The sequence below is a fragment of the Streptomyces sp. GSL17-111 genome (assembly GCF_037911585.1).
Taxonomy (GTDB): domain Bacteria; phylum Actinomycetota; class Actinomycetes; order Streptomycetales; family Streptomycetaceae; genus Streptomyces.
The window spans coordinates 1,542,146-1,565,020 of record NZ_JBAJNS010000001.1; the positions used below are offsets into that span (position 1 = coordinate 1,542,146).

General features: G+C 74.2%; 20 protein-coding genes. 10 read left to right on the plus strand and 10 right to left on the minus strand.

Features of this window, described 5'->3' with window-relative positions; all coding sequences use genetic code 11:
* Positions 1-120 precede the first annotated feature (120 nt).
* Positions 121-1,707 carry an ABC transporter substrate-binding protein gene (locus V6D49_RS06540; protein WP_340557916.1) on the minus strand — a complete coding sequence of 529 codons (1,587 nt, stop codon included), beginning with the start codon at positions 1,705-1,707 and terminating at the stop codon, positions 121-123.
* A gap of 251 nt (positions 1,708-1,958) precedes the next feature.
* Here V6D49_RS06540 and V6D49_RS06545 point away from each other — a divergent pair, with 251 nt between their 5' ends.
* Entirely contained in the window at positions 1,959-3,056 is a 1,098-nt protein-coding gene (locus tag V6D49_RS06545) for an LLM class flavin-dependent oxidoreductase (RefSeq protein WP_340557918.1), read from the plus strand.
* Here V6D49_RS06545 and V6D49_RS06550 read toward each other — a convergent pair.
* Positions 3,025-3,417 carry an SCO5389 family protein gene (locus V6D49_RS06550; RefSeq protein ID WP_340557919.1) on the minus strand — a complete coding sequence of 131 codons (393 nt, stop codon included), beginning with the start codon at positions 3,415-3,417 and terminating at the stop codon, positions 3,025-3,027. The genes V6D49_RS06545 and V6D49_RS06550 overlap by 32 nt on opposite strands.
* A 219-nt stretch (positions 3,418-3,636) precedes the next feature.
* On the opposite strand from V6D49_RS06550, the gene nucS reads away from it, so the two are divergent.
* On the plus strand, positions 3,637-4,299 hold the full coding sequence (gene nucS / locus V6D49_RS06555) for an endonuclease NucS (RefSeq protein WP_340557920.1): 663 nt from the start codon (positions 3,637-3,639) through the stop codon (positions 4,297-4,299).
* 41 nt (positions 4,300-4,340) lie between these two features.
* Here nucS and V6D49_RS06560 read toward each other — a convergent pair whose 3' ends face one another.
* From V6D49_RS06560 to V6D49_RS06570, 3 genes are all read right to left on the minus strand, one after another.
* Positions 4,341-6,800 carry an ATP-binding protein gene (locus tag V6D49_RS06560; protein ID WP_340557922.1) on the minus strand — a complete coding sequence of 820 codons (2,460 nt, stop codon included), beginning with the start codon at positions 6,798-6,800 and terminating at the stop codon, positions 4,341-4,343.
* Positions 6,801-6,919: 119 nt separating this feature from the next.
* The gene (locus tag V6D49_RS06565; protein ID WP_340557923.1) at positions 6,920-7,231 is read right to left on the minus strand and encodes an STAS domain-containing protein; all 312 of its coding nucleotides are present in this window, start codon (positions 7,229-7,231) and stop codon (positions 6,920-6,922) included.
* A gap of 166 nt (positions 7,232-7,397) precedes the next feature.
* On the minus strand, positions 7,398-8,249 hold the full coding sequence (locus tag V6D49_RS06570; RefSeq protein WP_340557924.1) for a 3-hydroxyacyl-CoA dehydrogenase family protein: 852 nt from the start codon (positions 8,247-8,249) through the stop codon (positions 7,398-7,400).
* A 331-nt stretch (positions 8,250-8,580) separates the two neighbouring features.
* Between V6D49_RS06570 and V6D49_RS06575 the strand changes: the two genes are divergently transcribed.
* A complete protein-coding gene (locus tag V6D49_RS06575) occupies positions 8,581-9,153 on the plus strand; it encodes a cob(I)yrinic acid a,c-diamide adenosyltransferase (protein ID WP_340557925.1) in 573 nt (190 codons plus the stop codon).
* Positions 9,154-9,346: 193 nt separating this feature from the next.
* Here V6D49_RS06575 and hemC read toward each other — a convergent pair whose 3' ends face one another.
* Positions 9,347-10,279 (minus strand): hydroxymethylbilane synthase, encoded by a 933-nt coding sequence (gene hemC, locus V6D49_RS06580; RefSeq protein ID WP_340557927.1) that lies wholly within the window; start codon positions 10,277-10,279, stop codon positions 9,347-9,349.
* 132 nt (positions 10,280-10,411) lie between these two features.
* Between hemC and V6D49_RS06585 the strand changes: the two genes are divergently transcribed.
* From V6D49_RS06585 to V6D49_RS06605, 5 genes are all read left to right on the plus strand, one after another.
* Complete coding sequence (locus tag V6D49_RS06585) at positions 10,412-11,269, plus strand: pentapeptide repeat-containing protein (protein WP_340557928.1); 858 nt, start codon at positions 10,412-10,414, stop codon at positions 11,267-11,269.
* Positions 11,270-11,387: 118 nt separating this feature from the next.
* The gene (locus V6D49_RS06590; protein ID WP_340557929.1) at positions 11,388-12,035 is read left to right on the plus strand and encodes a hypothetical protein; all 648 of its coding nucleotides are present in this window, start codon (positions 11,388-11,390) and stop codon (positions 12,033-12,035) included.
* 34 nt (positions 12,036-12,069) lie between these two features.
* Positions 12,070-12,888 (plus strand): SDR family NAD(P)-dependent oxidoreductase, encoded by an 819-nt coding sequence (locus V6D49_RS06595; protein WP_340557930.1) that lies wholly within the window; start codon positions 12,070-12,072, stop codon positions 12,886-12,888.
* A gap of 122 nt (positions 12,889-13,010) precedes the next feature.
* Complete coding sequence (locus tag V6D49_RS06600; protein WP_340557931.1) at positions 13,011-15,803, plus strand: hypothetical protein; 2,793 nt, start codon at positions 13,011-13,013, stop codon at positions 15,801-15,803.
* A 77-nt stretch (positions 15,804-15,880) separates the two neighbouring features.
* Positions 15,881-16,498, plus strand: a complete 618-nt coding sequence (locus V6D49_RS06605) for a class I SAM-dependent methyltransferase (protein WP_340557933.1) — start codon at positions 15,881-15,883, stop codon at positions 16,496-16,498.
* Between the two features lie 77 nt (positions 16,499-16,575).
* On the opposite strand, the gene V6D49_RS06610 is transcribed toward V6D49_RS06605, so the two are convergent.
* The 4 genes from V6D49_RS06610 to V6D49_RS06625 form a co-directional block, all read right to left on the minus strand.
* Positions 16,576-16,782, minus strand: a complete 207-nt coding sequence (locus V6D49_RS06610) for an antitoxin (RefSeq protein ID WP_340557934.1) — start codon at positions 16,780-16,782, stop codon at positions 16,576-16,578.
* A 96-nt stretch (positions 16,783-16,878) separates the two neighbouring features.
* Positions 16,879-18,432, minus strand: a complete 1,554-nt coding sequence (locus tag V6D49_RS06615; protein ID WP_340557935.1) for a GMC family oxidoreductase — start codon at positions 18,430-18,432, stop codon at positions 16,879-16,881.
* 13 nt (positions 18,433-18,445) lie between these two features.
* The gene (locus V6D49_RS06620) at positions 18,446-19,912 is read right to left on the minus strand and encodes an aldehyde dehydrogenase family protein (RefSeq protein WP_340557936.1); all 1,467 of its coding nucleotides are present in this window, start codon (positions 19,910-19,912) and stop codon (positions 18,446-18,448) included.
* A gap of 115 nt (positions 19,913-20,027) precedes the next feature.
* Positions 20,028-20,624 (minus strand): hypothetical protein, encoded by a 597-nt coding sequence (locus tag V6D49_RS06625; protein WP_340557938.1) that lies wholly within the window; start codon positions 20,622-20,624, stop codon positions 20,028-20,030.
* Positions 20,625-20,772: 148 nt separating this feature from the next.
* Between V6D49_RS06625 and V6D49_RS06630 the strand changes: the two genes are divergently transcribed.
* Positions 20,773-21,960 (plus strand): sensor histidine kinase, encoded by a 1,188-nt coding sequence (locus V6D49_RS06630; RefSeq protein ID WP_340557940.1) that lies wholly within the window; start codon positions 20,773-20,775, stop codon positions 21,958-21,960.
* Positions 21,957-22,607, plus strand: coding sequence for a response regulator transcription factor (locus V6D49_RS06635; protein ID WP_340557942.1), 651 nt, complete (start codon positions 21,957-21,959; stop codon positions 22,605-22,607). Before V6D49_RS06630 ends, V6D49_RS06635 begins: the two co-directional genes overlap by 4 nt.
* Positions 22,608-22,875 lie beyond the last annotated feature (268 nt).

The following is a 22,875-nucleotide window of genomic DNA, read 5'->3' on the forward strand; positions in this document are numbered from 1 at the left end:
GGGCGGAGCGGGCGGAGCGGGCGGTACGGGCGGTGCCGCCCGGCGTCCGCCCGTGCCCGGCCGCGGCCGGTGCGGCGTCCGGCGTGGCCTTGGTGAGGGAGACGCCGGGGGTCGGCCCGGTCACTTCCCGCGCCGCCAGTCCTCGATGTTCCACCACGGGCCGGTGCCGAGGCCGTGGTCGTGCGGTTCGACCTGGGTGGTGACGTTCTCCCAGTCACCGCTCATGACGTACACGTGGTCGATGTGGGTGAGGAAGATGTGGCCGGGGTCGTCGCGCAGCTCGCGCTGCACGGCGTCGTAGGCGGCCTCGCGCACCTCCCGGTCGGCGGAGCGGCGGCCCTCCTCCAGCTTCTCGTCGACGGCGGGGTTGGCGTAGCGGGCCATGTTGTGGAAGCCGTCGCCCGCGAGGTCGGAGTGGAAGAGGGTGTAGAGGTCGAAGTCCGGGTCGGTGGGGTTGCCGCCCCCGGCGAGCACCGCGTCCTCCTTCATCGCGGGCTCGATGACCTCCCAGGTGCCCGACTCGACGGTGATGTCGATGCCGATCTCCTTGGCGTCCCCCGCGAAGGCGAGCGCGTGCTCCTGGCGGACCTGGTCCCCGGCCGGGTACCAGAGCGTGAACGCGGCCCGGCGGCCGTCCTTCACCCGGACGCCGTCCTCGCCGGGCTCCCAGCCCGCCTCGCTGAGGATCCTCTTCGCCTCGGCGGGGTCGTGCGGGCGCTCGGTGCCCTCCGCGAACCACGGGCTGCCGGTCGGCACCGCGCCGTGCGCGGCCCGGCCCGCGCCGTCGAGGATGTTGTCCACCATCGAGGTGCGGTCGGCGGCGATGTCCAGCGCGCGGCGCACCGCACGGTCCCCGGTGACCTCGTTCTCCGTGGGCAGGGTGACGCCCCGGAAGTCGGCGGAGGTGGCCTCGACGATCTCCTTGCCCGCGCTGTCGGCGAACGTCCGCGCCAGGTCGGGCGGCAGCACGGCGGCGTCCAGGTCGCCCGAGCGCAGCCGGGTGGCGCGGATGTCGTCGTCGCCGATGACGGCCATGGTCAGCTTCTCGACCTCCGGCTCGCCGCCCCAGTAGTCGGGGTTGGCGCGGAAGCTGAGCTTCTCGCCCCGGCTCCAGGAGGTGAGGACGTAGGGGCCGGTGCCGACGGGCTCGGTGTTGTACGCGCCGGTGTTGACGTCCTGCTTCCCCGCCACGGCCTCGGAGGCGATCGGCAGCACGGTGCGCTCGGGGAAGGCGGCGTAGGGGTACTTCAGGCGGAAGACGACGCGGTGGTCGCCCTCGGCGGTGACGCTCTCGACCACGTCGAGCTCCCCGCGCGCGGGGTTGTTGGTGCCCTCGTCGAGGATCGTCTCGTAGGTGAAGACGACGTCGGCGGCGGTGAAGGGCGTGCCGTCGGAGAAGGTGACGTCCTCGCGCAGGGTGTAGGTGTAGGTGAGGCCGTCCTCGCTCCGCTCCGGCAGTTCGGCGGCGAGCGCGGGCGTCAGCTTCAGGTCGGCGTCGCGGCTCAGCAGGCCGTCGAAGATCTTGGAGTTGCCGTCCTTGCCGTAGCCGAGGAGTGGGCTCAGGGTCTCCGGTTCGGTGGCGATGCCGACGACGTAGGAGGCGTCGGGCGAGCCCCCGCCGCCCTCGGAGGGCGAGGAACAGCCGGCGGCCCCCAGGAGTACCGCCGCCACCGCGGCGGCCGTCGTGCGTATCCGTCGGCCGGTCATGACCCACACCCTTGCTGAGACGGTGACGTTATTGCGAACGGTGTGCAATTAAACAGCAGGAAGCCGCACGGCGGGAGAGGGGGTGCGTGCCGTACCGGACCCTTTGTCCCGCTTGCCCACCGCCACCGTCACTCGTTCTGCTGATGATCGGACCAACTCGCTGGCGTGAGCGTGCCTTTGGCACGTGTCATGCGTTAGTGCGTTGGGGTGATCGTCGGGTGATCCCCGGTCGGCGCGAGGAGGCGATGACCATGCGGGTGGGTACGTTCGTACTGGCCGCACAGTTCCCCGGGCAGGGCCAGGGGGAGGCTTTGCACCGGGCGGTGCGGACCGCCACGGCCACCGAGGAGGCCGGGCTGGACGCCGTCTGGCTCGCCGAGCACCACTTCGTCCCCTACGGGACCTGCCCCTCGGCGGCGACGTTCGCGGCCTTCCTGCTCGGCCGCACCCGGCGCATCGGCGTCGGCACCGCCGTCAGCGTCCTCCCCACCGCGCACCCGGTCGCCCTCGGCGAGCAGGCCGCGTTGCTGCACCACACCAGCGGCGGCCGGTTCACCCTCGGCGTCGGGCGGGGCGGGCCGTGGGTCGACCTGGAGGTCTTCGGCGGCGGGCTGGAGGCGTACGAGGAGGGCTACACCGAGGCCCTGGACCTGCTGCTGCGCTGGCTGCGGGAGAGCCGCGTGGGCGCGGACGGCCCTCGGTACCGGTTCCGCGAGGTGCCCGTCGTGCCGTGTGCGGCGGAGGCGCTCACCGGGCCGCCGTCGGGCCCGCCCGTCGTCGTCGCCTGCGTCTCCGACGCCTCGGTGCGGTCCGCCGCCCGGCGCGGGCTGCCGATGCTGCTCGGCATGCACTGCGGCGACGAGGAGAAGGCCCGCATGACCGCACTGTGGCGGCACGAGGCGCTCGCCTCCGGACGCGCGCCCGAGGACGTCGACGCCCTCGCGGCCGAGCACGTCTCGGCCGGGGTCGCGCAGGTGGCCGACAGCCGGGCCGAGGCCGCCGAGACGCTGCTCAAGGCCATGCCGGGCTGGCTGCGGCAGGGGCTCGCGGCCCACGTCACCGTGGACGGCCGCCAGCGTGCCATGCGTGACCCGGTCGCCTACACGGAGCTGCTGTGCGACCTCCATCCCGTCGGTCCGCCCGAGCTGTGCGCGGAGCGGCTCGCGCGGACGTCCGAGCGCACGGGCGTCCGCCGCTTCGCCCTGCTCGCCGAAGGCTCCGGCGACCTCACGGCCACCGAGGCGAACGTCCACCGCCTCGGCACCGACGTGCTGCCGCTCCTCGGTGCCGGGGAGCGGCAGCAGCCGGTGCGAACCGTCAGCAGTCCCGGAGCACCGGCGACTGGTTGAGCAACTGCCCCCGCACGGAGGTGAAGCGCTCCAGGCGCTCGTCGACCGAGGCGTCGAGCGGGAACACCGCCACGCGGTGGCAGTTCTGGAAGGCGAGCCGCACCCCGAAGTGCCGCTCCAGCGCCCCCCGTATCGCGTCGCTGGCCAGCGCCCGCAGGAGCTGACCGCGCGCCTGCTCGTCCGGCGGCGGCGTCTGGTTGTCGGCGAAGTCCCCGCCGTCGACCTGGAGTCGGGCGACGAGGGAGCTGACCATCTCCCATGCGTAGGGGAGGGAGTTCTTGACGCAGTCGACGAAGGCGGCTTCGTCGACCTCGCCTCGCTCGGCCTGTGCCAGGAGGGCCGGTGAGACGTCGAGCGACATGGGGTTCTCCTCTCGCGGCCCCGGACGGACCCAGAGCCGTACGGACGGAACAAGGGGCCCCGCCCGTCCTGCGTATGTCGTTCGGCGACGCCCCCATCACCTACCGTAAGGCCGCGAGGGGCGCCCGACCATAGGGTTGCGCACACAACAGGCCACGCATGAACGGGGAGAAGCAGGGGCGAATCGCTCCGGCGTGCGGGGGTCGAGTAGCGTGCGCCCATGCGTCTCGTCATCGCCCGCTGCTCGGTGGACTACGCCGGCCGGCTCACGGCCCACCTCCCCCTGGCACCCCGGCTGATTCTGGTCAAAGCCGACGGTTCGGTATCCGTCCACGCCGACGACCGGGCCTACAAACCCCTCAACTGGATGTCTCCCCCGTGCACGCTCAAGGAGGCCGAGGACGGGGTGTGGACCGTGGTGAACAAGGCGGGCGAAAAACTGATCATCACGATGGCAGAAATCCTCCACGACTCGAGCCACGAACTAGGGACGGACCCGGGGCTCATCAAGGACGGCGTCGAGGCGCACCTCCAGGAACTGCTCGCCGACCGCATGGAGACCCTCGGCCCGGGCTGGTCCCTCATCCGCCGTGAGTACCCGACGGCCATCGGCCCCGTCGACATCCTGTGCCGGGACGGGGACGGGGCGACGGTCGCCATCGAGATCAAGCGCCGGGGCGAGATCGACGGCGTCGAGCAGCTGACGCGGTATCTGGACCTGCTCAACCGCGACCCCCGTCTGGCGCCGGTGAAGGGCGTGTTCGCGGCCCAGGAGATCAAGCCGCAGGCGCGCGTCCTCGCGACCGACCGGGGCATCGACTGCGTGACCCTCGACTACGACGCCCTGCGCGGGATCGACGACGAGAAGCTGCGGCTGTTCTGACGGCGGGCCGGGGCGCCGCACGGGGCGCGCGGCGCCGGGGGTCAGATGACCCGGCCCTCGGCGTCCTGCGTGGGGGACGCGTCGTCGCCGCTCGTCGTCGGCTCCGGCTGCGGCCCCGCGGCCGACGTCCCGGACGAGGTCTCTCCGGTGCCACCGCCGTCCGCCGCACCCCCGCCGTCCGCACCGCCCGAGTCGTCCGACGGTTCGTCCGAGGGCTCCTCGCTCGGCTCCTCCGTGGTCGGGTCGGTGGTCGGGTCCTCGCTCGGCTCCTCCGAGGGCTCCTCGCTCGGCTCCTCCGAGGTCGGGTCGTCGGTCGGCTCACCGCCGGTGCCGCCGGAGTCGCCGGGGGCGTCGGGGGACGCGTCGTCCTCGGTCGGCGACGAGCCGCTCTCCGTGGGAGTGCCCTCGGACTCGGCGTCGGTGGGCGAACCCGAGGGGCCGCCGTCGTCCGTCGGCTCGCCGCCGGGCGAGGCGGGGCCCTCCGAGGAGTCCTCCGCCTCGGTGGGCGACGCGCTGTCGTCGGCCGGGTTCCGGTCGTCGATGTCGTACGTGCTGGAACGATCCGGCTGCACACGGTCACCGGGACCGCTGGAATCGTCCGAAAGGTTGCTGAGCGTGACCACCGTCCCCAACACGATCGCGAGGACCGCGCCGGCGGCGGCCGCGACGACGTTGCGCCGCGTGCCCGTCAGCATGAGCCTGCGGGCCGCCCGGGTGTCGCCGTCCGGCGCCTCGCCCCCGCCCACCGTGGGCAGGGTGCTGGTCCCGAAGTCCCGCGTGCCCGACGCCGGGGCGCCCGACGCCGGGGCGACGGACGGCACGACGGCGGTGTCGGCCTCGGCTCCGGGGGGCGGCGGGTCGGCGGCCCCGAGCGCGAGCGGCATGCCGAGGGCGTCGGCGACGAGGGCGAGCGCGCGGCGGCTGGCGAAGGAGCCGTCGCGGTCGGCGAGGCGGCCCCGCAGCTCCATCGCCGTCTCGAGCTCGGTGCGGGCGCGGTGCGGGTCGCCGACGCACAGGGCGTGCACGCCCAGCTCGTGGTGGAAGTAGGTCTCCTCGGCCAGCTCCCCCGTCTGGGCGGCGGCCTCGACGCCCGCCGTGAGGACGCGCTGCCACGCCGACCAGCGCCCGGCCGCCGCGAAGACGGGGGCGGCGGTGTGGGCCAGGAGCACGGCCGTGCTGTCGTGCCCGGCGGCGCGGGCACCGGCGACGGCGGCGAGGAGGGTGTCGGCCTCGGTGGCCACCCGCTCGGGAGTGACGGAGGGGTGGCCGGCCCACCAGGCGTAGTGCTGGGCGGCGGTGCGGGCCCGCGTGCCCGCGTCCTCGTCGTACCCGGCGGCGGCGAGCTGCTCGGTGACGCCCGCCGTGAGGCGGTAGTGCGCACCGGCGGCGGTGGCGAGGCCGGCGGAGGTCAGCTCGGCGAGCGCCGCGTCGGCGTGCTGGTCGTCGAGGAGGGCCGGGAGGTGGGCCGCCTGGGGGACGGCGCCGCCGAGCGCCACGGCGAAGTGCAGTACCTCGCGGCCCTGGTCGCTCAGGGTTCCGGCCAGCTCCGCTGCGGTGACGGAGGCGACGGACAGCGACGCGGTGTCGTCCTCCGCCGCCGGGTCGAGGGAGACGGCCTTGTCGAGGGAGACGACCGCGTCGCCCTCCTCCTCGTCCGGCACCCCGCGCCGGCGCAGCAGGGCGGCCGCCTGGACGAAGCGCAGCGGCAGGCCCTCGGACTCGAACCACAGGTCACCCGCCCAGTCGGCCTCCTGCTCCCGCAGCGGACGGCCGGTGGCGGTCTCCAGCAGGTCGACGCAGGCGGTGCGGCTGATGCCGCGCAGGAAGACCTCTTCGAGGTCCGAGCCGGGGGCGGGGGCCGGGACGTCGGGGGTGGCGGAGAGGAGGAAGGCGCACTCGGGGGTGGCGTCGAGCAGCTCCTCCAGCGCCTCGCCGCCGAACTGGAGGTCGTCCAGGACGACGACGGCCCCGACGTCCGCGAGGAGGTCGAGGAGCCGGTCGTCCTGCGGCCGGTGCCGGGAGGTCTTGTAGACGGTGGCGTACAGCTCGTACAGCAGGTCGCCGACGCCGCGCCCGTGGCCGCTCAGCCGCACGACGCCGTCCGGGGCCAGGTCGGCGCAGTCGGCCGCGACGGCGTCCAGCAGGGCGGTGCGGCCGGCGCCGGAGGGCCCGCTCAGCCGTACGGACCGGCCGCGCGCGAGAAGTCTGACGAGGCGCTGACGCTCCTCGTCCCGCTCCAGCAGGGGCAGCTCCAGGGCGGCCTCGCCGACGGGGGCGGGCGGCGTGGCGGTGCGCCGGCGCTCGGCGCGCTGCTCGGGCGTACGGCGGCGCGGCGCGGTGGGCCTGCGGTCCGGCGGACATGGCTCGATCTCGCTGCCGTCCACGGGGTTGACGGTCAGCAGGTAGTCACCGGCGACCAGTTGGACCGTCCGGGCCAGAGCTCCGCTGTCGTGGCTCTCGCGGCCGTCCGTGTCCTCAGGTCCACCGTGGGGCGGGTGCATGGTGAAAGTCCCCCAGATGCGGTGCGTGCGGTACTCCCTGGGCCCTTCCCGGCAGTGAAGCGAACCCTAGACGCCGACCGGGCCCCGATACAGCCCGACCCCCGCGCGCGGCGGAATCGTCATGGCTTTGTGAGCGTTTCGCCCTCGATCGCGAGGATGCGGTGCAGCCGGGTCGCCACCAGGAGGCGCTGCATCTGCGGCGGGACGTCCCGCAGCACCAGGCGCCGGCCGCAACGGCCGGCGCGGCGGTGGGCGCCCATGATGACGCCCAGGCCGGTGGCGTCCCACGAGTCGAGCTGGGCGAGGCTGAGGACGAGGTCCCCGTTGCCGCCGTCGAGCGCGGTGTGCAGGGCGGATCGGGCGTCCGCTGCGCTGCGCACGTCGAGGCGTCCCCCGACGTACAGCTCGGCGTGGTCGCCCTTGATCTGCATAACCCGCTCCCGGTGCCCGTGGCTCTTACGCTGCGTGAACCTTCATATCCGAATGTCTCACCACACCTGACCGTGGGTCCGGTGGTGAAGTTGCTGTCCGTATGTGAATCGATACGGAATTCACCCCGTCGGGTGACGTGTGCCGCCGTCCGGCCGCGCGGGCCGCTCAGTAGCGGTAGTAGCCCTCACCGCTCTTGCGGCCCAGGTCGCCCGCGTCGACCATGCGGCGCATCTGCTCGGGCGCCGCGAACTTCTCGTCCTGCGACTCGGTGTAGATGTTGTTCGCCGCGTTGAGCAGGATGTCGATGCCCGTGAGGTCAGCGGTGGCCAGGGGGCCCATCGCGTGCCCGAAGCCGAGCTTGCAGGCGACGTCGATGTCCTCGGCGCTGGCGACGCCCGACTCGCGCAGCTTGGCCGCCTCGACCACCAGGGCGGTGATGAGCCGGGTGGTGACGAACCCGGCGACGTCCCGGTTGACCACGATGCAGGTCTTCCCCACGCCCTCGGCGAACTCGCGCGCGGCCGCGAGGGTTTCGTCGCTGGTCTTGAGGCCGCGCACCAGCTCGCACAGCTGCATCATCGGCACCGGCGAGAAGAAGTGGGTGCCGACGACCCGCTCGGGGCGGCGGGTGGCGGCGGCGATCTTGGTGATCGGGATGGCGGAGGTGTTGGACGCCAGGACGGCCTCGTCCTTCACCAGCCCGTCGAGCGTGCGGAAGATCTCCTGCTTGACCTCCAGCTTCTCGAAGACGGCCTCCACGACGACGTCGGCGTCGGCGGCGGCGTCGAGCTCCGTCGTGGTGGTGATCCGGGCGAGCGCGGCCTCGGCGTCCTCGGCGGTCAGCTTCCCCTTGGCGACGAACTTCGCGTAGGAGGCCTCGATGCCGCCACGGCCCCGGGCCAGCGCCTCGTCGGTGACATCACGCAGCACGACGTTCCAGCCCGCCTGGGCGGAGACCTGCGCGATGCCGGAACCCATGAGTCCGGCTCCGATGACGGCGAGCTTCCTGGCTACCAACGTCGTGTCCCCTCATAAAACAGTCACCTGTGAGTGCTCTCAGGCGGACCATAGCGTCCGTGAGCGGGACGTGGGTGGCGAAGAGATGCGCGTCACGTCTCACCAGACGGACATCACATCGGATCGTTATCGGCCGCGCGCTCCCGGCCAGTTGACGGCCGGAGCCGGTCCCCCCGGGCCGCCGGCCGGGGGCCCGGAGCCCACCGGAACGCGGGCGTCCGCGCGCGGCACGGCGTGTCGGGGCGGGCGGACGGCTCCCCCGTCCCGCTCCCCCGTCCTGCTCCCCCGGCCCGCTCCCGGCCGGGTGCCGGGCCGGGCTAACCTCGGCCCCATGGTCAACCTGACGCGCATCTACACCCGCACCGGCGACGACGGCACGACGGCGCTGGGCGACATGAGCCGCACGGCGAAGACGGACACCCGCATCTCGGCGTACGCCGACGCGAACGAGGCAAACGCGGCGATCGGTGTGGCCATCGCCCTCGGCGGCCTGGAGGAGGACGTCGTCACGGTCCTCACCCGGGTGCAGAACGACCTCTTCGACGTCGGTGCCGACCTCTCGACGCCCGTCGTGGAGGACCCGAAGTACCCGCCGCTGCGGGTCGTGCAGACGTACGTGGACCGGCTGGAAACCGACTGCGACACCTTCCTCGCGGAGCTGGAGAAGCTGCGCAGCTTCATCCTGCCGGGCGGGACGCCCGGTGCCGCCCTGCTGCACCAGGCGTGCACGGTCGTCCGCCGCGCCGAACGCTCCACCTGGGCGGCGCTGGCCGAGCACGGCGACACGATGAACCCGCTCACCGCGACCTACCTCAACCGCCTCTCCGACCTCCTGTTCATCCTCGCCCGCACGGCGAACAAGGCCCGGGGCGACGTGCTGTGGGTACCCGGCGAGAACCGCTGAGGCGGCGCCGCAGGAGGTACCGGGTGAGCGCGGCCGGCGGAAGCGTCCCCACGGCGAGGAGGAGCCGGGGCGCGACGAGGAACCCGGCCCTGCCCTCCGCCCGGACGCCGGCCTCCGGGCCGGCGACGTGGACGGTGACGTCGCCCCGGTCCGGGGGTCAACGGGGCGTCGTACTCCCCGTTCAGGTGCGCGGTCAGTGCGCGATGCCGTCGATCAGCTCGCGGGCGCCCTGCCGCAGGAGCGCGACGGCGACGGACGTGCCGAGGGTGGCCGGGTCGAGTCGGCCGGCCCACTCGTGGGCGTTGAGCACCGTCTTGCCGTCGGGCGTGAACACACAGGCCCGCAGCGACAGATCGCCGTGCCCGGCCCGCGCGTACCCGGCGATCGGGCTGTTGCAGTGCCCCTGGAGCACGTGCAGGAACATCCGCTCGGCGGTGGCCTCGCGGTGGGTCGCCGGGTCGCCGAGGCCGCTGACGGCGTCGATGAGCTCGGCGTCGTCCTCCCGGCACTGGAGGGCGAGAATGCCCGCGCCGATCGGCGGGCACATCGTCTCCACCGACAGGATGTCCGTGGCGACGTCCATCCGCCCGATGCGCTCCAGCCCGGAGACGGCCAGCAGCAGCGCGTCGGCGTCCCCGGCCGCCAGCTTCTCCATCCGGCGCCCGGCGTTGCCGCGCATCGGCACGCACTCCAGGTGCGGGTGCGAGGCGGCGAGCTGCGCTCTGCGGCGCACCGACGACGTCCCGACGCGGGTACCGGCCGGCAGCTCGTCGAGGGTGAGGCCGCCGGGGTGGATCAGGGCGTCGCGCACGTCGTCGCGCTTGAGGAAGGCGGCGAACGTCGTACCGGCGGGCAGCGGACGGTCGGCCGGGACGTCCTTGACGCAGTGCACCGCGAGGTCGGCCGCACCGGCCAGCAGCGCGGCGTCCACCTCCTTGGTGAACGCGCCCTTCCCGCCGAGCCGCGCCAGGTCGCCCATCCACCGGTCGCCCGCGGTGGTGACGGGGACGACCTCCGTGCGCACGCCCGGGTGCAGTACGGCCAACTCGGCGCGCACCCGCTCGACCTGGGCCAGGGCCATCGGGGAGGAACGCGACACGATACGGATCAACTCAGGCACGGCCATGGGCACACGATAGTCCGTCAGATACCGTCCTCCCGACTCCCGCCCGACCCCCTGCCGGGCCCCCTCCCGGCCCCCGGCTGCCCCGATCAGGCACGATGGGCCCGGACGCCACGGGACGGGGGATCGGGAACCATGACGAACGACGCCGGAGAGGCCGGATCCACCGACAGCACAGCGCCGACGGGAGCGCACCCGCCGTCCGCACTGCGCGCGGACTGCGGGAGCTGCTTCGCGCTGTGTTGCGTGGCACTGCCCTTCACCGCCTCGGCGGACTTCGCGGTGGACAAGGCGGCCGGTGAGCCCTGCGGCCACCTGCGGGCGGACTTCCGCTGCGGCATCCACGCCGACCTGCGGCAGCGCGGTTTCCCCGGCTGCACGGTCTTCGACTGCTTCGGCGCCGGTCAGAAGGTCTCCCAGGTGACCTTCGGCGGGAAGGACTGGCGGTCGGCCCCGGAGACGGCGCGGCCGATGTTCGACGTCCTGCCCGTGATGCGGCAGTTGCACGAGCTGCTGTGGTACGTGTCCGAGGCGCTGACGCTGCCCGGCGCCGCGCCCCTCCACGGCGAGTTGCGGGCCGTGCGGGACCGCGTGGAGCGGCTGACGCGGGGTGGGGCGGCGGAGGTGACGGCGGTGGACGTCCCCGGCGAGCGGCGGGTCGTCGGCGCGCTGCTCGCGCGGGTGAGCGAGCTGGTGCGGTCGGGCGTGCCCGGCCGCCGCCGCGACCACCGGGGCGCGGATCTCGTCGGTGCCCGCCTGCGGGGCGCGCGGCTGCGCGGCGCCGGCCTGCGGGGGGCGTACCTCATCGGAGCGGACCTGCGCGGAGCGGACCTGCGCGAGGCCGACGTGCTCGGGGCCGACCTGCGCGGCGCGGACCTCTCGGGAGCCGACCTGACCGGCGCCCTCTTCCTCACCCGTCCCCAGGTGAACGCGGCGCGCGGCGACGCCTCGACCACGCTGCCGCCCGGACTCGACCGCCCTACTCACTGGTAACGATCGGGGGCGCGGCTCTAGGCGGACGGCCGTGCCGTGGTCTGTAATGGCCCGGTCCCGCACGTGGTGGCGCCGCTCAGGGCAGCGCTGACCGGCCCGTACCGGAGGTAGGCCCCCCTTGAGCACCAGCACCCTCCCCGCCCCTTCGCGCCGCAGGGTCGGTGCCCTCGGCCTCGTCCTCGGCGGGCTGACCGTGGGCGTCGTCACGGCCGGGGTCGTCCTCCTCGCCGGTGACCACGACGGTGTCCCCGACGACGGGCCGCACCGGCTGCTGCCACCGGAGGCGGCCGGTACGTCCTACCGCACCGGTGACGCCGTCCTGCCCGAGGGCGCCGAGCGGACCGTCGAGGCCTTCGGCGTCGAGGACGCGACGACCGTCAACGCCAACTACGCCCGTGGCGAGGAGCAGTTCGCCATCTTCGCCGGGGCCTACGGCCGCGTCGAGGACCCGGCACACGCCGTGGACGCCGCCTTCGCCCAGCTCGACGCCGCCGTGGCGCAGGCACCCGACCCGACGACGGAGCTCCGCGGCGAGCCCGAGCGCGTCACCCCGCAGGGGGCCGAGGACGCCGTCGTGAAGTGCCGGCTGGCCGTGGGTACCGGTCTGCGCTCCGAGGAGCCGCAGGAGACGCAGTTCTGCATGTGGGCGGACCACAGCACGGCGGGCATGGTCGTCGTCTCGCGGGCGAGCGGGCGGATCAGCCGGGAGGAGGCCGCGCGCTTCACCGCCGACCTGCGCCACTCCGCCCGGCTGCCCGCGTCGTAGGGTGAGGCCCCGCCCGATCCGAGAGGACCGCCCCGTGCCGGACGACGCCGCACCCGCTCCGCGACGACCCGACGCCCCCGACTCCGCCGGCTTCCCCGCCACGGGCCGACGGGTGCTGGTGACGGGCGCGGCGCGCGGCCTCGGACGGGCCGTGGCGCGGGCGTTCGCCGCCGCCGGGGACCGGGTGGCCGTCCACTACGGCACCCGGCGCGCCGAGGCGGAGGCCACGGCGGCGGGCCTGGACGGCACCGGTCACGTGGTGCTCGGGGCCGACCTGGGGGCGCACGGGCGGGCGGCGGACCTCGTGGACGCGGCCGCCGCCGCACTGGGCGGCGTCGACGTGCTGGTCAACAACGCCGCCGTCAACACGCCGCACCCACCGGTCGGGACGGGCGCGGCGGAGTGGGCGGACGCCTGGGAACGCCACGTCGCCGTCAACCTGCTGGCGCCCGCGCACGCCTCCCACGCCGCCGCGCGGCACATGATCGCCCAGGGGACGGGCGGCCGGATCGTCAACGTCGGTTCACGCGGGGCGTTCCGCGGTGAGCCCGACCATCCCGCCTACGGCGCGACGAAGGCCGGGCTGCACGCGCTGGGCCAGTCGCTGGCGGTGGCGCTCGCCCCGCACGGGATCGCCGTCGCCTCGGTGGCGCCCGGCTTCATCGACACCGACCGCGTCGCCCACCGGCTCCGTGGCGCGGAGGGGGAACGCATCCGGGCGCAGAGCCCCTTCGGCCGGGTCGCCACCCCGGAGGAGGTCGCGGCCGCCGTGCTGTGGCTGGCCTCGCCCCAGGCCCAGTGGAGCTCCGGTACCGTCCTGGACCTCAACGGCGCCTCCCACCTCCGCACCTGACGTTCCCCGGCCACCCCGCCGCCGCACGCCGCCGCACCCGACGCTCGGCGGCGCCGGAGCGGCGGTCACGGTCCCGCGAAAGGGACTGCTCACCGCCCATCCACGCGGGTAGCCTGCCGCACATGTCTGCATCGGGGCCGTCGTTCACCGGGGTGCACGAGCTGCTGTCCATGATCAGGGGCCTCATCGAGCGGCGGCGGTTCCTGGCCGGCACCCCGGACACGGAGGTGCGGGGCGACCATCCGTTACCCCTGGTGTGCCTGCTCCGCGAGGAGGGCACGAACGACTTCCTCCCGGCCCTGCACCGGGGCCTAGGTGGCCATGACGCGCCCCAGGTCCCGCACGCCTACGTCGACGCGGCCACGGTGGACGATCACGTCCTGGACCGCTGGGCGAGCACGGACCGGCAGACGCCTCCCCTCCTCCCGCTGCTGGACGAGCTCAGCGCCGCGCTCGGCGCGGACCGGTTCGGCGGGCGTCCGCTGAGGTTCGGGCTCTACGGGCTCGCGGACTGGCTGACGGCCCAGCGGCTCTCCCCGGATCAGGGCGGCCACGAACAGGAGATCGTCGACCTGCTGCGGCGCCGGAGCGGCCGGGTGCGGGAGTCCGATTCGGCGGCGCTCACCACCGCGTTCGCCTCCGCACCGAACTCCGTCGGCATGGTGGGCTCGATGCTGCTCCTGCTGCTGACGGCGGGCCGACGGCTGGGGCTGCGGCGGCTCGGACGGCGCGTGCCCGGGCTGGGCCGCGAGGCACGCTGGTTCATGCGCCGCCAGCCGTACATGATCCCCCGGCACTCCACGAGCTTCGCCGGGTTCGCCGAGCGGCTCACCGAGGGCCGGCGCGCCTCGGAGAACCCGGAGCAGGTCAAGAAGCTGCTGGTGCACGCCTTCCTGGAGGACCTGCGCCGGGTCTACCGGCGGCGGCACCGGCACCTCCTGCCCAAGCGCTCCGGATGGCGGCGGACCGCCTACACCACCGTGCTCCTGGACAACGTGACCGAGGGGAACGGCGGCTGGGAGCTGCTGCGGCTCATCAACGAAGTCCGCAACGAGACCGGCGAGCTCGATCCGCTGCTGGTCGTGGCGGCGGCCCGGCGGCGGCCGAGCTCCCCCGAGGCGGAGGAGTCGGCCGAGCCCCACCCGCCCCAGGAGGCGCACCGGGCGCTGGAGCACTGGCTGAACACCCTGCCCGGCAGGCGGCAGCGGCTGGTGGAGAACGCCAGGTACCTGTGGATCGGCCTGCCCCCGCAGGCCGATGAGGAGCCCGGTGCGCGGGACGCGTGGCGGGCCGTCGCGTCCTTCCGGCCCCGCGCCGCTCCCCTGCCGGCCCGTCGGGGCGTCGGTGAGGTGCTGCTGTCCGCCGCCCTGGTCCTGACGCTGCTTCCCGTGACCGCGAACGTGGTGAGGTCCTGGAGCGCCGACTGCGCCTACGTCCGGCCGGGTTTCGTCGACGGTGTCTCCGTGCGGGTCGCCGAGCTGGGCCGGAGCGACCGCCAGTGCATCGGCTACAGCGACAGCGCGGTACAGGTCTTCGGCGGCAACCCCCGGCTCCGCGCCGCGCAGGCCGCCATCTTCGAGCAGAACGAGGTGGCCGCCCGGCTGCACGAACAGCAGCCCGGCCGTCCCCACCTCGGCATCGTCCACTTCGTCGGCCTCACCCACCGGGCGGCCTCGCCCGACACCGACCACGCGGCCGCCGAGGAGCTGGAGGGGCTGCTCCTGCGGCAGCGGGCGCAGAACGTGAAGTCGGAGACGCAGCCGCTGCTGCGCGTCATCGTCGCCAACGGCGGGGACGGGATGCGCAGGGCCCCCGAGGTCGTGCGGGACATGCTTCGTCCACTGTTCGACGCCGACCCCTCGGTGCTGGGCGTGGTCGGGCTCGACCGGACCGTCGAGGAGACCGAGCGGGCGATCACGGAGCTCGGACTCGCCGGCATCCCGGCCGTCGGCACCACCCTCACCGGCTCCGGGCTGGCCGACCTGTCGCCGCTGTACTTCCAGATGGTCCCCGACAACACCCGGCAGGCCCGGCTGATCGCCCGGTACGCGGCGCACCTGGGGGCGGGGAAGGTCACGCTCCACCACCCGGAGGACGGGGACAGCTACGTCGACAGCCTCCTGGCCGCCACGCGGACCGAGTTGGGGGCGGCCGGTCTGGCCACGGAGTCGCGGGGCTGGCGGTCCGTCGGGCAGGTGGCGTCGCTGTGCGCGGACGACACCGACCGCAGGGACGAGATCGTCTACTACATAGGGCGCGAGAACACCTTCTTCGACTTCATCAGGTCGGTGACCAAGGGCTGCACCAGCCGTCGCGGGCTGCCGCGCATCATCGCCGCCGACGCCGTGTCGCGCTTCGTCGCCCAGAAGGAGAGCCGCAGCCACAGCTCCCTGGCGGGCCAGCCGATGGCCTACGTGGGCATGGGCGGTCTCGTCACCCTGGCCGGGGCCTCCTGCGTCGAGGAGGGGCGGCCCGCGTCCCTCCTGGGCCCGGGCACACCGCTGGACGCGTTCTGCGCCGGCTACGCGAACCTGCACCGCGAGCTGGCCCGCACGCTCCCGGAGGACGAGGCCCCGCAGATGCCGTGGCCCGCCGAGCGCACCGGTACGACCTACGACGTGGCCGGGCTCTTCGTGGACGCGACGGCCACCCTCCACGAACGGCTCGATCCGTCCGGGACGGGCGCCGCCCCGCACCGAGCCGCCGTGGCCCAGCAGTTCCGCGACAGCACGTTCCAGGGGGCGACGGGTGAGGTCGACTTCCGCGAGGACCGGGTGGGGAACGCCCGCAACCTCGCGGTCCTGGAGGTCGCCGACATCTACGACCTGGAGTCCGCACCCGGCTGCGTCTTCATGCTCGGCGACCTCTTCCACCCCGGCCAGCCGAGGGACACCGCCACGGGGTGCCCGCGCTGATCCCCGCCGGCGTGCGAGCGTGGAGGCATGCGGAGAGCGGAGAGGCGGCGACGGCGGTGACGGGGAGGAGCAGGCCGGTGTTCGCGCGGCTGTACGCGCGGCTGGCGGGGCCCGCGCTGGAGCGGGCGGGCGTGGACGAGCACCGGCGGAGCCTGCTCGCCGGGCTCACCGGCGAGGTGGTGGAGATCGGCGCGGGCAACGGGCTGAACTTCCCGCACTACCCGGCGGCGGTACGTCGGGTGGTGGCCGTCGAGCCGGAGCGGCACCTGCGCGAGATGGCCGGGCGGGCGGCACGGACGGCGCCGGTACCGGTCGAGGTCGTGGACGGCGCGGCCGAGCGGCTGCCGTTCCCCGACGGGTCGTTCGACGCGGCGGTGGCCTGCCTGGTGCTGTGCTCGGTGGCCGACCAGGAGCGGGCGCTCGGGGAACTGCGGCGGGTGCTGCGGCCGGGCGGGGAGCTGCGGTTCTTCGAGCACGTCCGGTCGGAGAGCCCGGGGATGCGCCGGGTGCAGGGGTTGCTGGACGCCACGCTGTGGCCCCGGCTGGCGGGCGGCTGCCACACCGGGCGCGACACCGGCGCCGCGATCGGGGCGGCCGGTTTCGAGGTGACCGGACTGCGTCGCCTGCGCTTCCCCGCCACCGCACGCGCGACCCCGTCGAGCAGCCACATCCTCGGCACGGCCGTCCGCCCCTGACGCACGGCCGTCCCCTGGCGGGCGACCACCCCCGCGCCACGACCTCGCGCGGGGGCGTCGCCGACCCGTGCACCGCCTCAGGACTGCGGGGGGCGGTCCTCGCCACGTCCGCGCGGCTGCTCGTCGCCGAACCGCTCGTTGAGCTTCTCCTGGCCGGTGTCGACGTGCTTGCTGTACTTGCCACCGGTGCGCTCGTCGACGGCGTCGCCCGCCTTCTCTCCACCCTTGCGGGTCTGCTCCGGGTGACCCTTGAGCATCCCCTTGAGCTTATCCATCATGGACATGGCTGTTCCTTCCGCCGTTTGCGGTGTCCTCGTACAGCATCACCACACCTGCCGCGCATCCGCATCCGGAGCGCTGTGAGCAGCGGCGGGCCCCGGTCAGGCCCGCGCTTCGCCGGCGGCTCCGGCGATGAGGTCGGCGGCCCGCTCGGCCACGAGGAGGACGGTCACCATGGGGTTGATCGTCGGCATCGTGGGGAAGACGGAGGCGTCGACGACACGGACCCCGTCCACGCCGCGCAGCCGCAACGTCGGGTCCAGGACGGCCAGGGGGTCGTCGGCCGCGCCCATGCGGCAGGTGCCGGCCGGGTGGTAGACGGTGTGCGCCGCGCGGCGCCCGTAGGCGGACAGCTCCGCGTCGGACTCGACGTGCGGCCCGGGGGCGACCTCCCGCAGCAGCCAGGACTTCAGCGGCTCCTCCCTGGCGACCCGCCGGGCGAGCTTCAGGCCGTCGACGATCGTCTTCTCGTCGTAGCCCTCGGGGTCGGTGAAGTAGCGGAAGTCCAGCGCCGGTTTGTCGGTCGGGTCGGCGCTGCGCAGCCACATCCGCCCGACCGAGCGGGCGCGGGGCACGTTGGGCGTCATACAGACGCCGTACTCCGGTTCGGGGTAGCCGAGGCGGGCCGTGTTGACGGTGAAGGGGACCTGGTAGAAGTGGAACATCAGGTCCGGCCGGGGCTGGCTCCGGTCGCGCCGCACGAAGAGTCCGGCGTCGGAGTCCATCGCCGAGTTCGGCGGCAGCGGGCCGCGCGTCTCCCAGAGGATGACGGACTCGGGGTGGTCCAGCAGGTTCTCCCCCACCCCCGGCAGGTCGGCGACGATGTCGATGCCGTGGCGGCGCAGTTCCTGGGCGGGGCCGATGCCGGAGAGCATGAGCAGGCGCGGCGTGTCGATGGCGCCCGCGCAGAGCAGGATCTCCCGCTCGGCGCGGACGACGGTCGTGGAGCCGTCGGCGCGACGGACGCGGACGCGGGTGTGGCGGCCGTCCTCGTCGGGCAGCAGCCGGTAGGCCCAGGTCTCCAGCAGCAGGGTGAGGTTCGGCCGGTCCATGACGGGGTGGAGGTAGGCCACCGAGGCGGAGGAGCGGTAGCCGGTGTCGGGCTCGTAGGCGAGGGAGAAGAAGCCCGTGCCGTCGGGGAAGGGCTCGGCGTTGAAGTCGTCGATCACGGGGACGTCGAGCGCGGCGGCCGCGGCGGTGACGAAGTCGACGGCGATCGGGTTCCGGTCGGCCTCGGCGACGGGGACGATGTTGGTCCGGAGCCGGTCGCGGTAGGGCAGGACCGTCTGCGGGTCCCAGCCCGCGCAGCCGCGTTCGGTCCACTCCGTCAGGTCCTCCGGCAGGGGGAGGAAGCTGATGAGGGTGTTGTGGGAGGAGCAGCCGCCGAGGACGCGGGCGCGGGAGTGCAGGATGTGGGAGTTGCCGCGCGGCTGGTCGACGGTGGTGTAGCGGTAGTCGAAGTCCGAGTCGAGCAGGTTGATCCAGTTGCGCAGCTTCAGGATGCGTTCGTCGCCCACGTCGCTGGGACCGCCCTCGATGACGGCGACGCGGTGGTCGGGGTTCTCCGAGAGCCGGGCGGCGAGCACGGAGCCCGCCGTACCCCCGCCGATGATCACATAGTCGTACGCCGTCTCGCCGGCTGCCGTCGTCGCCATGGGTGCGGCCCCCTCAGCCCTTGAACCAGCCGGACGGTGCCGGCGCGAGGTTCTGGTAGATGTGCTTGCTCTCCTGGTACTCGTGCAGCCCCGAGGGGCCCAGTTCGCGCCCGATGCCGGAGCGGCCGAAACCGCCCCACTCGGCCTGCGGCACGTAGGGGTGGAAGTCGTTGATCCACACCGTGCCGTGCCGCAGCCGGTTCGCCACCCGCTGCGCGCGGCTCGCCTCGCTCGTCCACAGCCCGCCCGCCAGGCCGTACCGCGTGTCGTTGGCCAGTGCCACGGCCTCGTCCTCGGTGTGGAAACGCTCCACGGTGACCACGGGACCGAAGATCTCCTCCTGGACGACCCGCATCGAGCGGTCGCAGTCGGCGAAGACGGTGGGCAGGAGGAAGAAACCGCGCTGGAGCTCCGGGTCGTCGGGCCGCCGTCCGCCGCAGGCCACCCGCGCGCCCTCGGCGCGGCCGATCTCCAGGTACTCCTCCACCTTCGCCCGGTGCTCGGCCGAGCTGAGCGGCCCGGACTCCGTGCCCTCGGCCAGGCCGTCGCCCAGCCGGATGCGGGAGGCCCGGTCGGCGAGCGCCGCCACGAAGCGGTCGTGGATCGCGTCCTCGACCAGGAGCCGGGAGCCGGCCGAGCAGACCTGCCCCGAGTGCAGGAACGCCGCGTCGAGCGCGTAGTCGAGCGCGGCGTCGAAGTCCGCGTCCGCGAAGACGATGTTCGGGTTCTTCCCGCCCAGTTCGAGGGCGATCGTCTTGACGCCGTCGGCCGCCGCCGCCATGATCCGCCGCCCGGTGTCCAGCCCGCCGGTGAACGAGACGAGGTCGACCTCGGGGTGGGACGTCATCGCGGCGCCCACCGTGGCGCCCGGACCGAGCACGAGGTTGGCCACGCCGGGCGGCGCCCCCGCCTCCGCGATCAGCCGGATCATGTGGAGGGTGGTGAGCGGCGTCGTCTCGCTCGGCTTGAGGACGAAGGTGTTCCCGGCGGCGAGCGCGGGGGCGACCTTCCAGGACGCCTGGAGCAGCGGGTAGTTCCACGGGGCGATGAGCGCGCACACGCCGACCGGGTGGTGCACGACGCGGCTGAGGACGTCGGGGCCGATGTCCAGGACCCGGCCGCCGTCCTTGTCGGCGATCTCGGCGAAGTAGCGGAAGCAGTTCGCCACGTCGTCGACGTCGACGCGCGCCTCGGCGAGCGTCTTGCCCGTGTCCAGCGTCTCGCTGCGGGCGATCTCCTCCTTGTCCCGCAGCAGCAGCTGATGCACGCGGTGCAGCACGTCGGCGCGGTGGCGGGTGGGGGCGTCGGACCACACACCGGAGTCGAACGCCCGCCGCGCGGCCCGCACGGCCCGGTCGACGTCCGTCTCGTCGGCGTCGTCCACGGTGGTGACGACGGAGGCGTCGAACGGGTTGACGACGTCGTGCCGGCCACCGGCCGCCGCCGCCACCCATTCACCGTCGATGTACAGCTCGGGCACGCGGACACTCCCTCGGACGGTGGCAGGAAGCACCACCATCGAACGGCGCGCGCCACCTGGCCACCCGGCGCACCGCAGGCTTCGGCCCACCGGGCCGTGGATGCACCCTGTCGGGTCAGTGCCGGGCGGTCTCCCGGTCCGCGTCCGAGGCGGCGGGTGGACGGGTATCGGCCGTGCCGTTCGGCGGCCGCTTGGGCCAGAGGGTGTAGCTGAGCGCGATCACCACGGCGATGCCCACGACGTACCGCATCCGGACCTGCCACGCGCGCAGCGGCGCCACGTCACCCGCGTCACCGACGTACCAGATCGCCGCCTGGAGCAGCCCGGCGGCGATGGCGGCGGCGCCGATCGCGCGGGCGCTCAGCCGCCACTCGTGCGCGGCACGCGCGCTCCCGTAGCGGGGCGGCCTCACCGGCGGCGGGCCGTCCGCGAAGCGGTGGGCGAACCGTGCGTCGGCCCAGCGGACGAGGTGGGGGCCGTGGGTGACGGTGACACCGAGGTAGACGGCGGCCAGGCCGTGCCGCCAACCCGGCTCACCGCCGTCCCTCAGGTCGGCGGCGGTGGCCACGAGCAGCACCACCTCCAGCAGGGGCACGCACAGCAGGACGGCCAGCCCGGTGCGGGGCATGCGGGCGAGGTAGCGGAGGGCGAGACCGAGCGCGAGCAGGACCCAGAACCCGATCTCGGCGGCGATGATGAGCGCGAGCAGCACGGCGGCTCCTTTCCTTGCCTCCAGCCTCGCGGCCGGGGCCGCTCCGGACGTCGTCGCCGGTGACGATCCGCCGCTGCATCTTTCGATGTACCCGCCACCTCCCCGGGGGCGGACGTGGCCACCGCGTCCGACGTGCTGGGATGGGACCATGCCGCTCGCCCTCCCGTCGCGTCCGCACCGCTCGGACGCCCTGATCGCCGTCGCCGGGCTGCTCGGGGGGCTGCTGCTGTGGCGGCTGGAGGTGTTCACCACCCACCAGGGCTTCGGACGCAGGTACGGCGCCTGGGCGGTGCTGCCGCTGGTGCTCATGTGCGGGGCCGTGCTGTGGCGCCGCGACCCGAGGCCCTGGGTGCTGGGCGTCGCCTACCTCGCACTCGTCGGCGACCAGCTGACCGGCGGGCTGCTGGCGACGGTGCTGCTCTTCACCGACGTCATGTACGCCGCCGTCCTCTACGGCAGCGCCCGCCGGGCCCGGCTGCTGCCGCTGTGGACACTCGTGGTGGGCGTGGCGTTCACCCTCGGCATGCTGGCTCTGCTGCGGGAGCCGGAGGCGCTGGTGCTCGGCATGCTGTTCGCCCTGGTCACCTCCGCGCCCGCCTACACCGGCCTGCTCGTGCGCAACCACCGCGACACGGCCGCCGCCGAACGGCTGCGGGCCGAGCAGACGGCCCTGCTGGCGGAGATGGACCGCACCCAGGCCGTCGCGTCCGAACGGGCCCGCATGGCCCGGGAACTGCACGACCTGGTCGCCAACCACCTCTCCGCCATCGCCCTGCACGCGACGGCGGCCCAGAGCAGCGACGACACGTCCGCCACCGCGCGGGCGCTCGGCGTCATCCGGGAGAGCAGCGTGCAGGGGCTGGCGGAGATGCGGCGGCTGATCGGCATCCTGCGGGAGGAGTCCGACGACGGGGAGGAGCTCGCCACCCGGCCCACGCTGGACGGCCTGCCCGCCCTCGTCGCCCGCGCCCGCTCGGGCGGCGCGGCGGGCGGGCTGCGCTTCGCCCTCCACGACGGCCCGGCGGAGTCCGGGGGCCTGCCCGCGCCGGTGGAGCTGGCCGCCTACCGGGTCGTGCAGGAGGCCCTGACCAACGCGCTGAAGCACGCCGCGCCCGGTGAGGTGAGCGTGCGCCTGGAGCGGGCGGCGGACCTGACGGTCACCGTGTGCTCGCCGCTCGGCCGCGCGGGCCCCCGGGTCCCCGGCTCGGGGGCCGGACTCGTCGGCATGCGGGAACGGGTCGAACTGCTGGGCGGCGCGTTCGCCGCCGGGCCGGACGGGGACGTGTGGCGGGTGCGGGCCCGGCTGCCCCTGAGTGAAGGAGCTGAGCGCACGTGACGATCCGGGTACTCGTCGCCGAGGACCAGGCGTCCGTACGGTCCGGGCTGGTGCTCATCCTGCGCGGCGCGGCGGGGGTCGACGTCGTCGGGGAGGCCGAGGACGGGGAGGAGGCCGTGCGGCTGGCCCGGGAGCTGCGGCCCGACATCGTCCTGATGGACGTGCAGATGCCGCGCCTGGACGGCGTCTCGGCCACCCGGGAGATCGTCGCGGAGCGGCTGGCCGATGTCCTCGTGCTGACGACGTTCGACCTGGACGCCTACGTGTTCGGGGCGCTGCGGGCCGGCGCGGCGGGCTTTCTGCTCAAGAACACCGACGCGGCGGGACTCGTCGACGCCGTCCGGACGGTGGCACGCGGCGAGGGGACGATCGCGCCCGCGGTGACCCGGCGGCTCATCGCCGAGTTCGCCGCCCCGGCCGTCGCACCCGCACAGGCACCCCCCGAGCTGGAGACTCTGACGGCACGGGAGCGGGAGGTGCTGGCGCTCCTGGGCGAGGGCCACTCCAACGCGGACGTCGCGGCCCGGCTCTCGATGGCCGAGGCCACCGTGAAGACGCACGTCAGCCGCGTCCTGCGCAAGCTGGGGCTGCGCAGCCGCACGCAGGCCGCCGTGCTGGCCAGGGAGTGGGGCGTCTCGCCCGCCTGACGTCTCCTGACGCCGACTCACCGCCCGCCACGCGGGCGGCGGCACGGCCCGTCACGCCGTCGTTGCAGGCGTACAGGAGGTGTCCACCGAACGACACCTTGGGCCCAACTCAGCGGCACCTTAAGGAAACCTTAGCTCGCAGCCGATTTGGTCCAGACCTATTGACCAGTGGTCCAGACCTCCTTAGTGTCCCTGACAACTGCGGGAGGGCGTGAGGCACGTCACGCGCTCCACGGGCGGCGCAGAAACCCCCATCGGACCGGCCCCC

What these genes read in the sequence shown, in the direction of transcription:
- hemC (WP_340557927.1), bottom strand. Translation starts at nt 10,279, where the DNA reads ATGGCCGTGCCTGAGTTGATCCGTATCGTGTCGCGTTCCTCCCCGATG.
- V6D49_RS06575 (WP_340557925.1), top strand. Translation starts at nt 8,581, where the DNA reads ATGGTCAACCTGACGCGCATCTACACCCGCACCGGCGACGACGGCACG.
- V6D49_RS06600 (WP_340557931.1), top strand. Translation starts at nt 13,011, where the DNA reads ATGTCTGCATCGGGGCCGTCGTTCACCGGGGTGCACGAGCTGCTGTCC.
- V6D49_RS06630 (WP_340557940.1), top strand. Translation starts at nt 20,773, where the DNA reads ATGCCGCTCGCCCTCCCGTCGCGTCCGCACCGCTCGGACGCCCTGATC.
- V6D49_RS06615 (WP_340557935.1), bottom strand. Translation starts at nt 18,432, where the DNA reads ATGGCGACGACGGCAGCCGGCGAGACGGCGTACGACTATGTGATCATC.
- V6D49_RS06610 (WP_340557934.1), bottom strand. Translation starts at nt 16,782, where the DNA reads ATGTCCATGATGGATAAGCTCAAGGGGATGCTCAAGGGTCACCCGGAG.
- V6D49_RS06560 (WP_340557922.1), bottom strand. Translation starts at nt 6,800, where the DNA reads ATGCACCCGCCCCACGGTGGACCTGAGGACACGGACGGCCGCGAGAGC.
- V6D49_RS06550 (WP_340557919.1), bottom strand. Translation starts at nt 3,417, where the DNA reads ATGTCGCTCGACGTCTCACCGGCCCTCCTGGCACAGGCCGAGCGAGGC.
- V6D49_RS06585 (WP_340557928.1), top strand. Translation starts at nt 10,412, where the DNA reads ATGACGAACGACGCCGGAGAGGCCGGATCCACCGACAGCACAGCGCCG.
- V6D49_RS06540 (WP_340557916.1), bottom strand. Translation starts at nt 1,707, where the DNA reads ATGACCGGCCGACGGATACGCACGACGGCCGCCGCGGTGGCGGCGGTA.
- V6D49_RS06545 (WP_340557918.1), top strand. Translation starts at nt 1,959, where the DNA reads ATGCGGGTGGGTACGTTCGTACTGGCCGCACAGTTCCCCGGGCAGGGC.
- V6D49_RS06565 (WP_340557923.1), bottom strand. Translation starts at nt 7,231, where the DNA reads ATGCAGATCAAGGGCGACCACGCCGAGCTGTACGTCGGGGGACGCCTC.
- nucS (WP_340557920.1), top strand. Translation starts at nt 3,637, where the DNA reads ATGCGTCTCGTCATCGCCCGCTGCTCGGTGGACTACGCCGGCCGGCTC.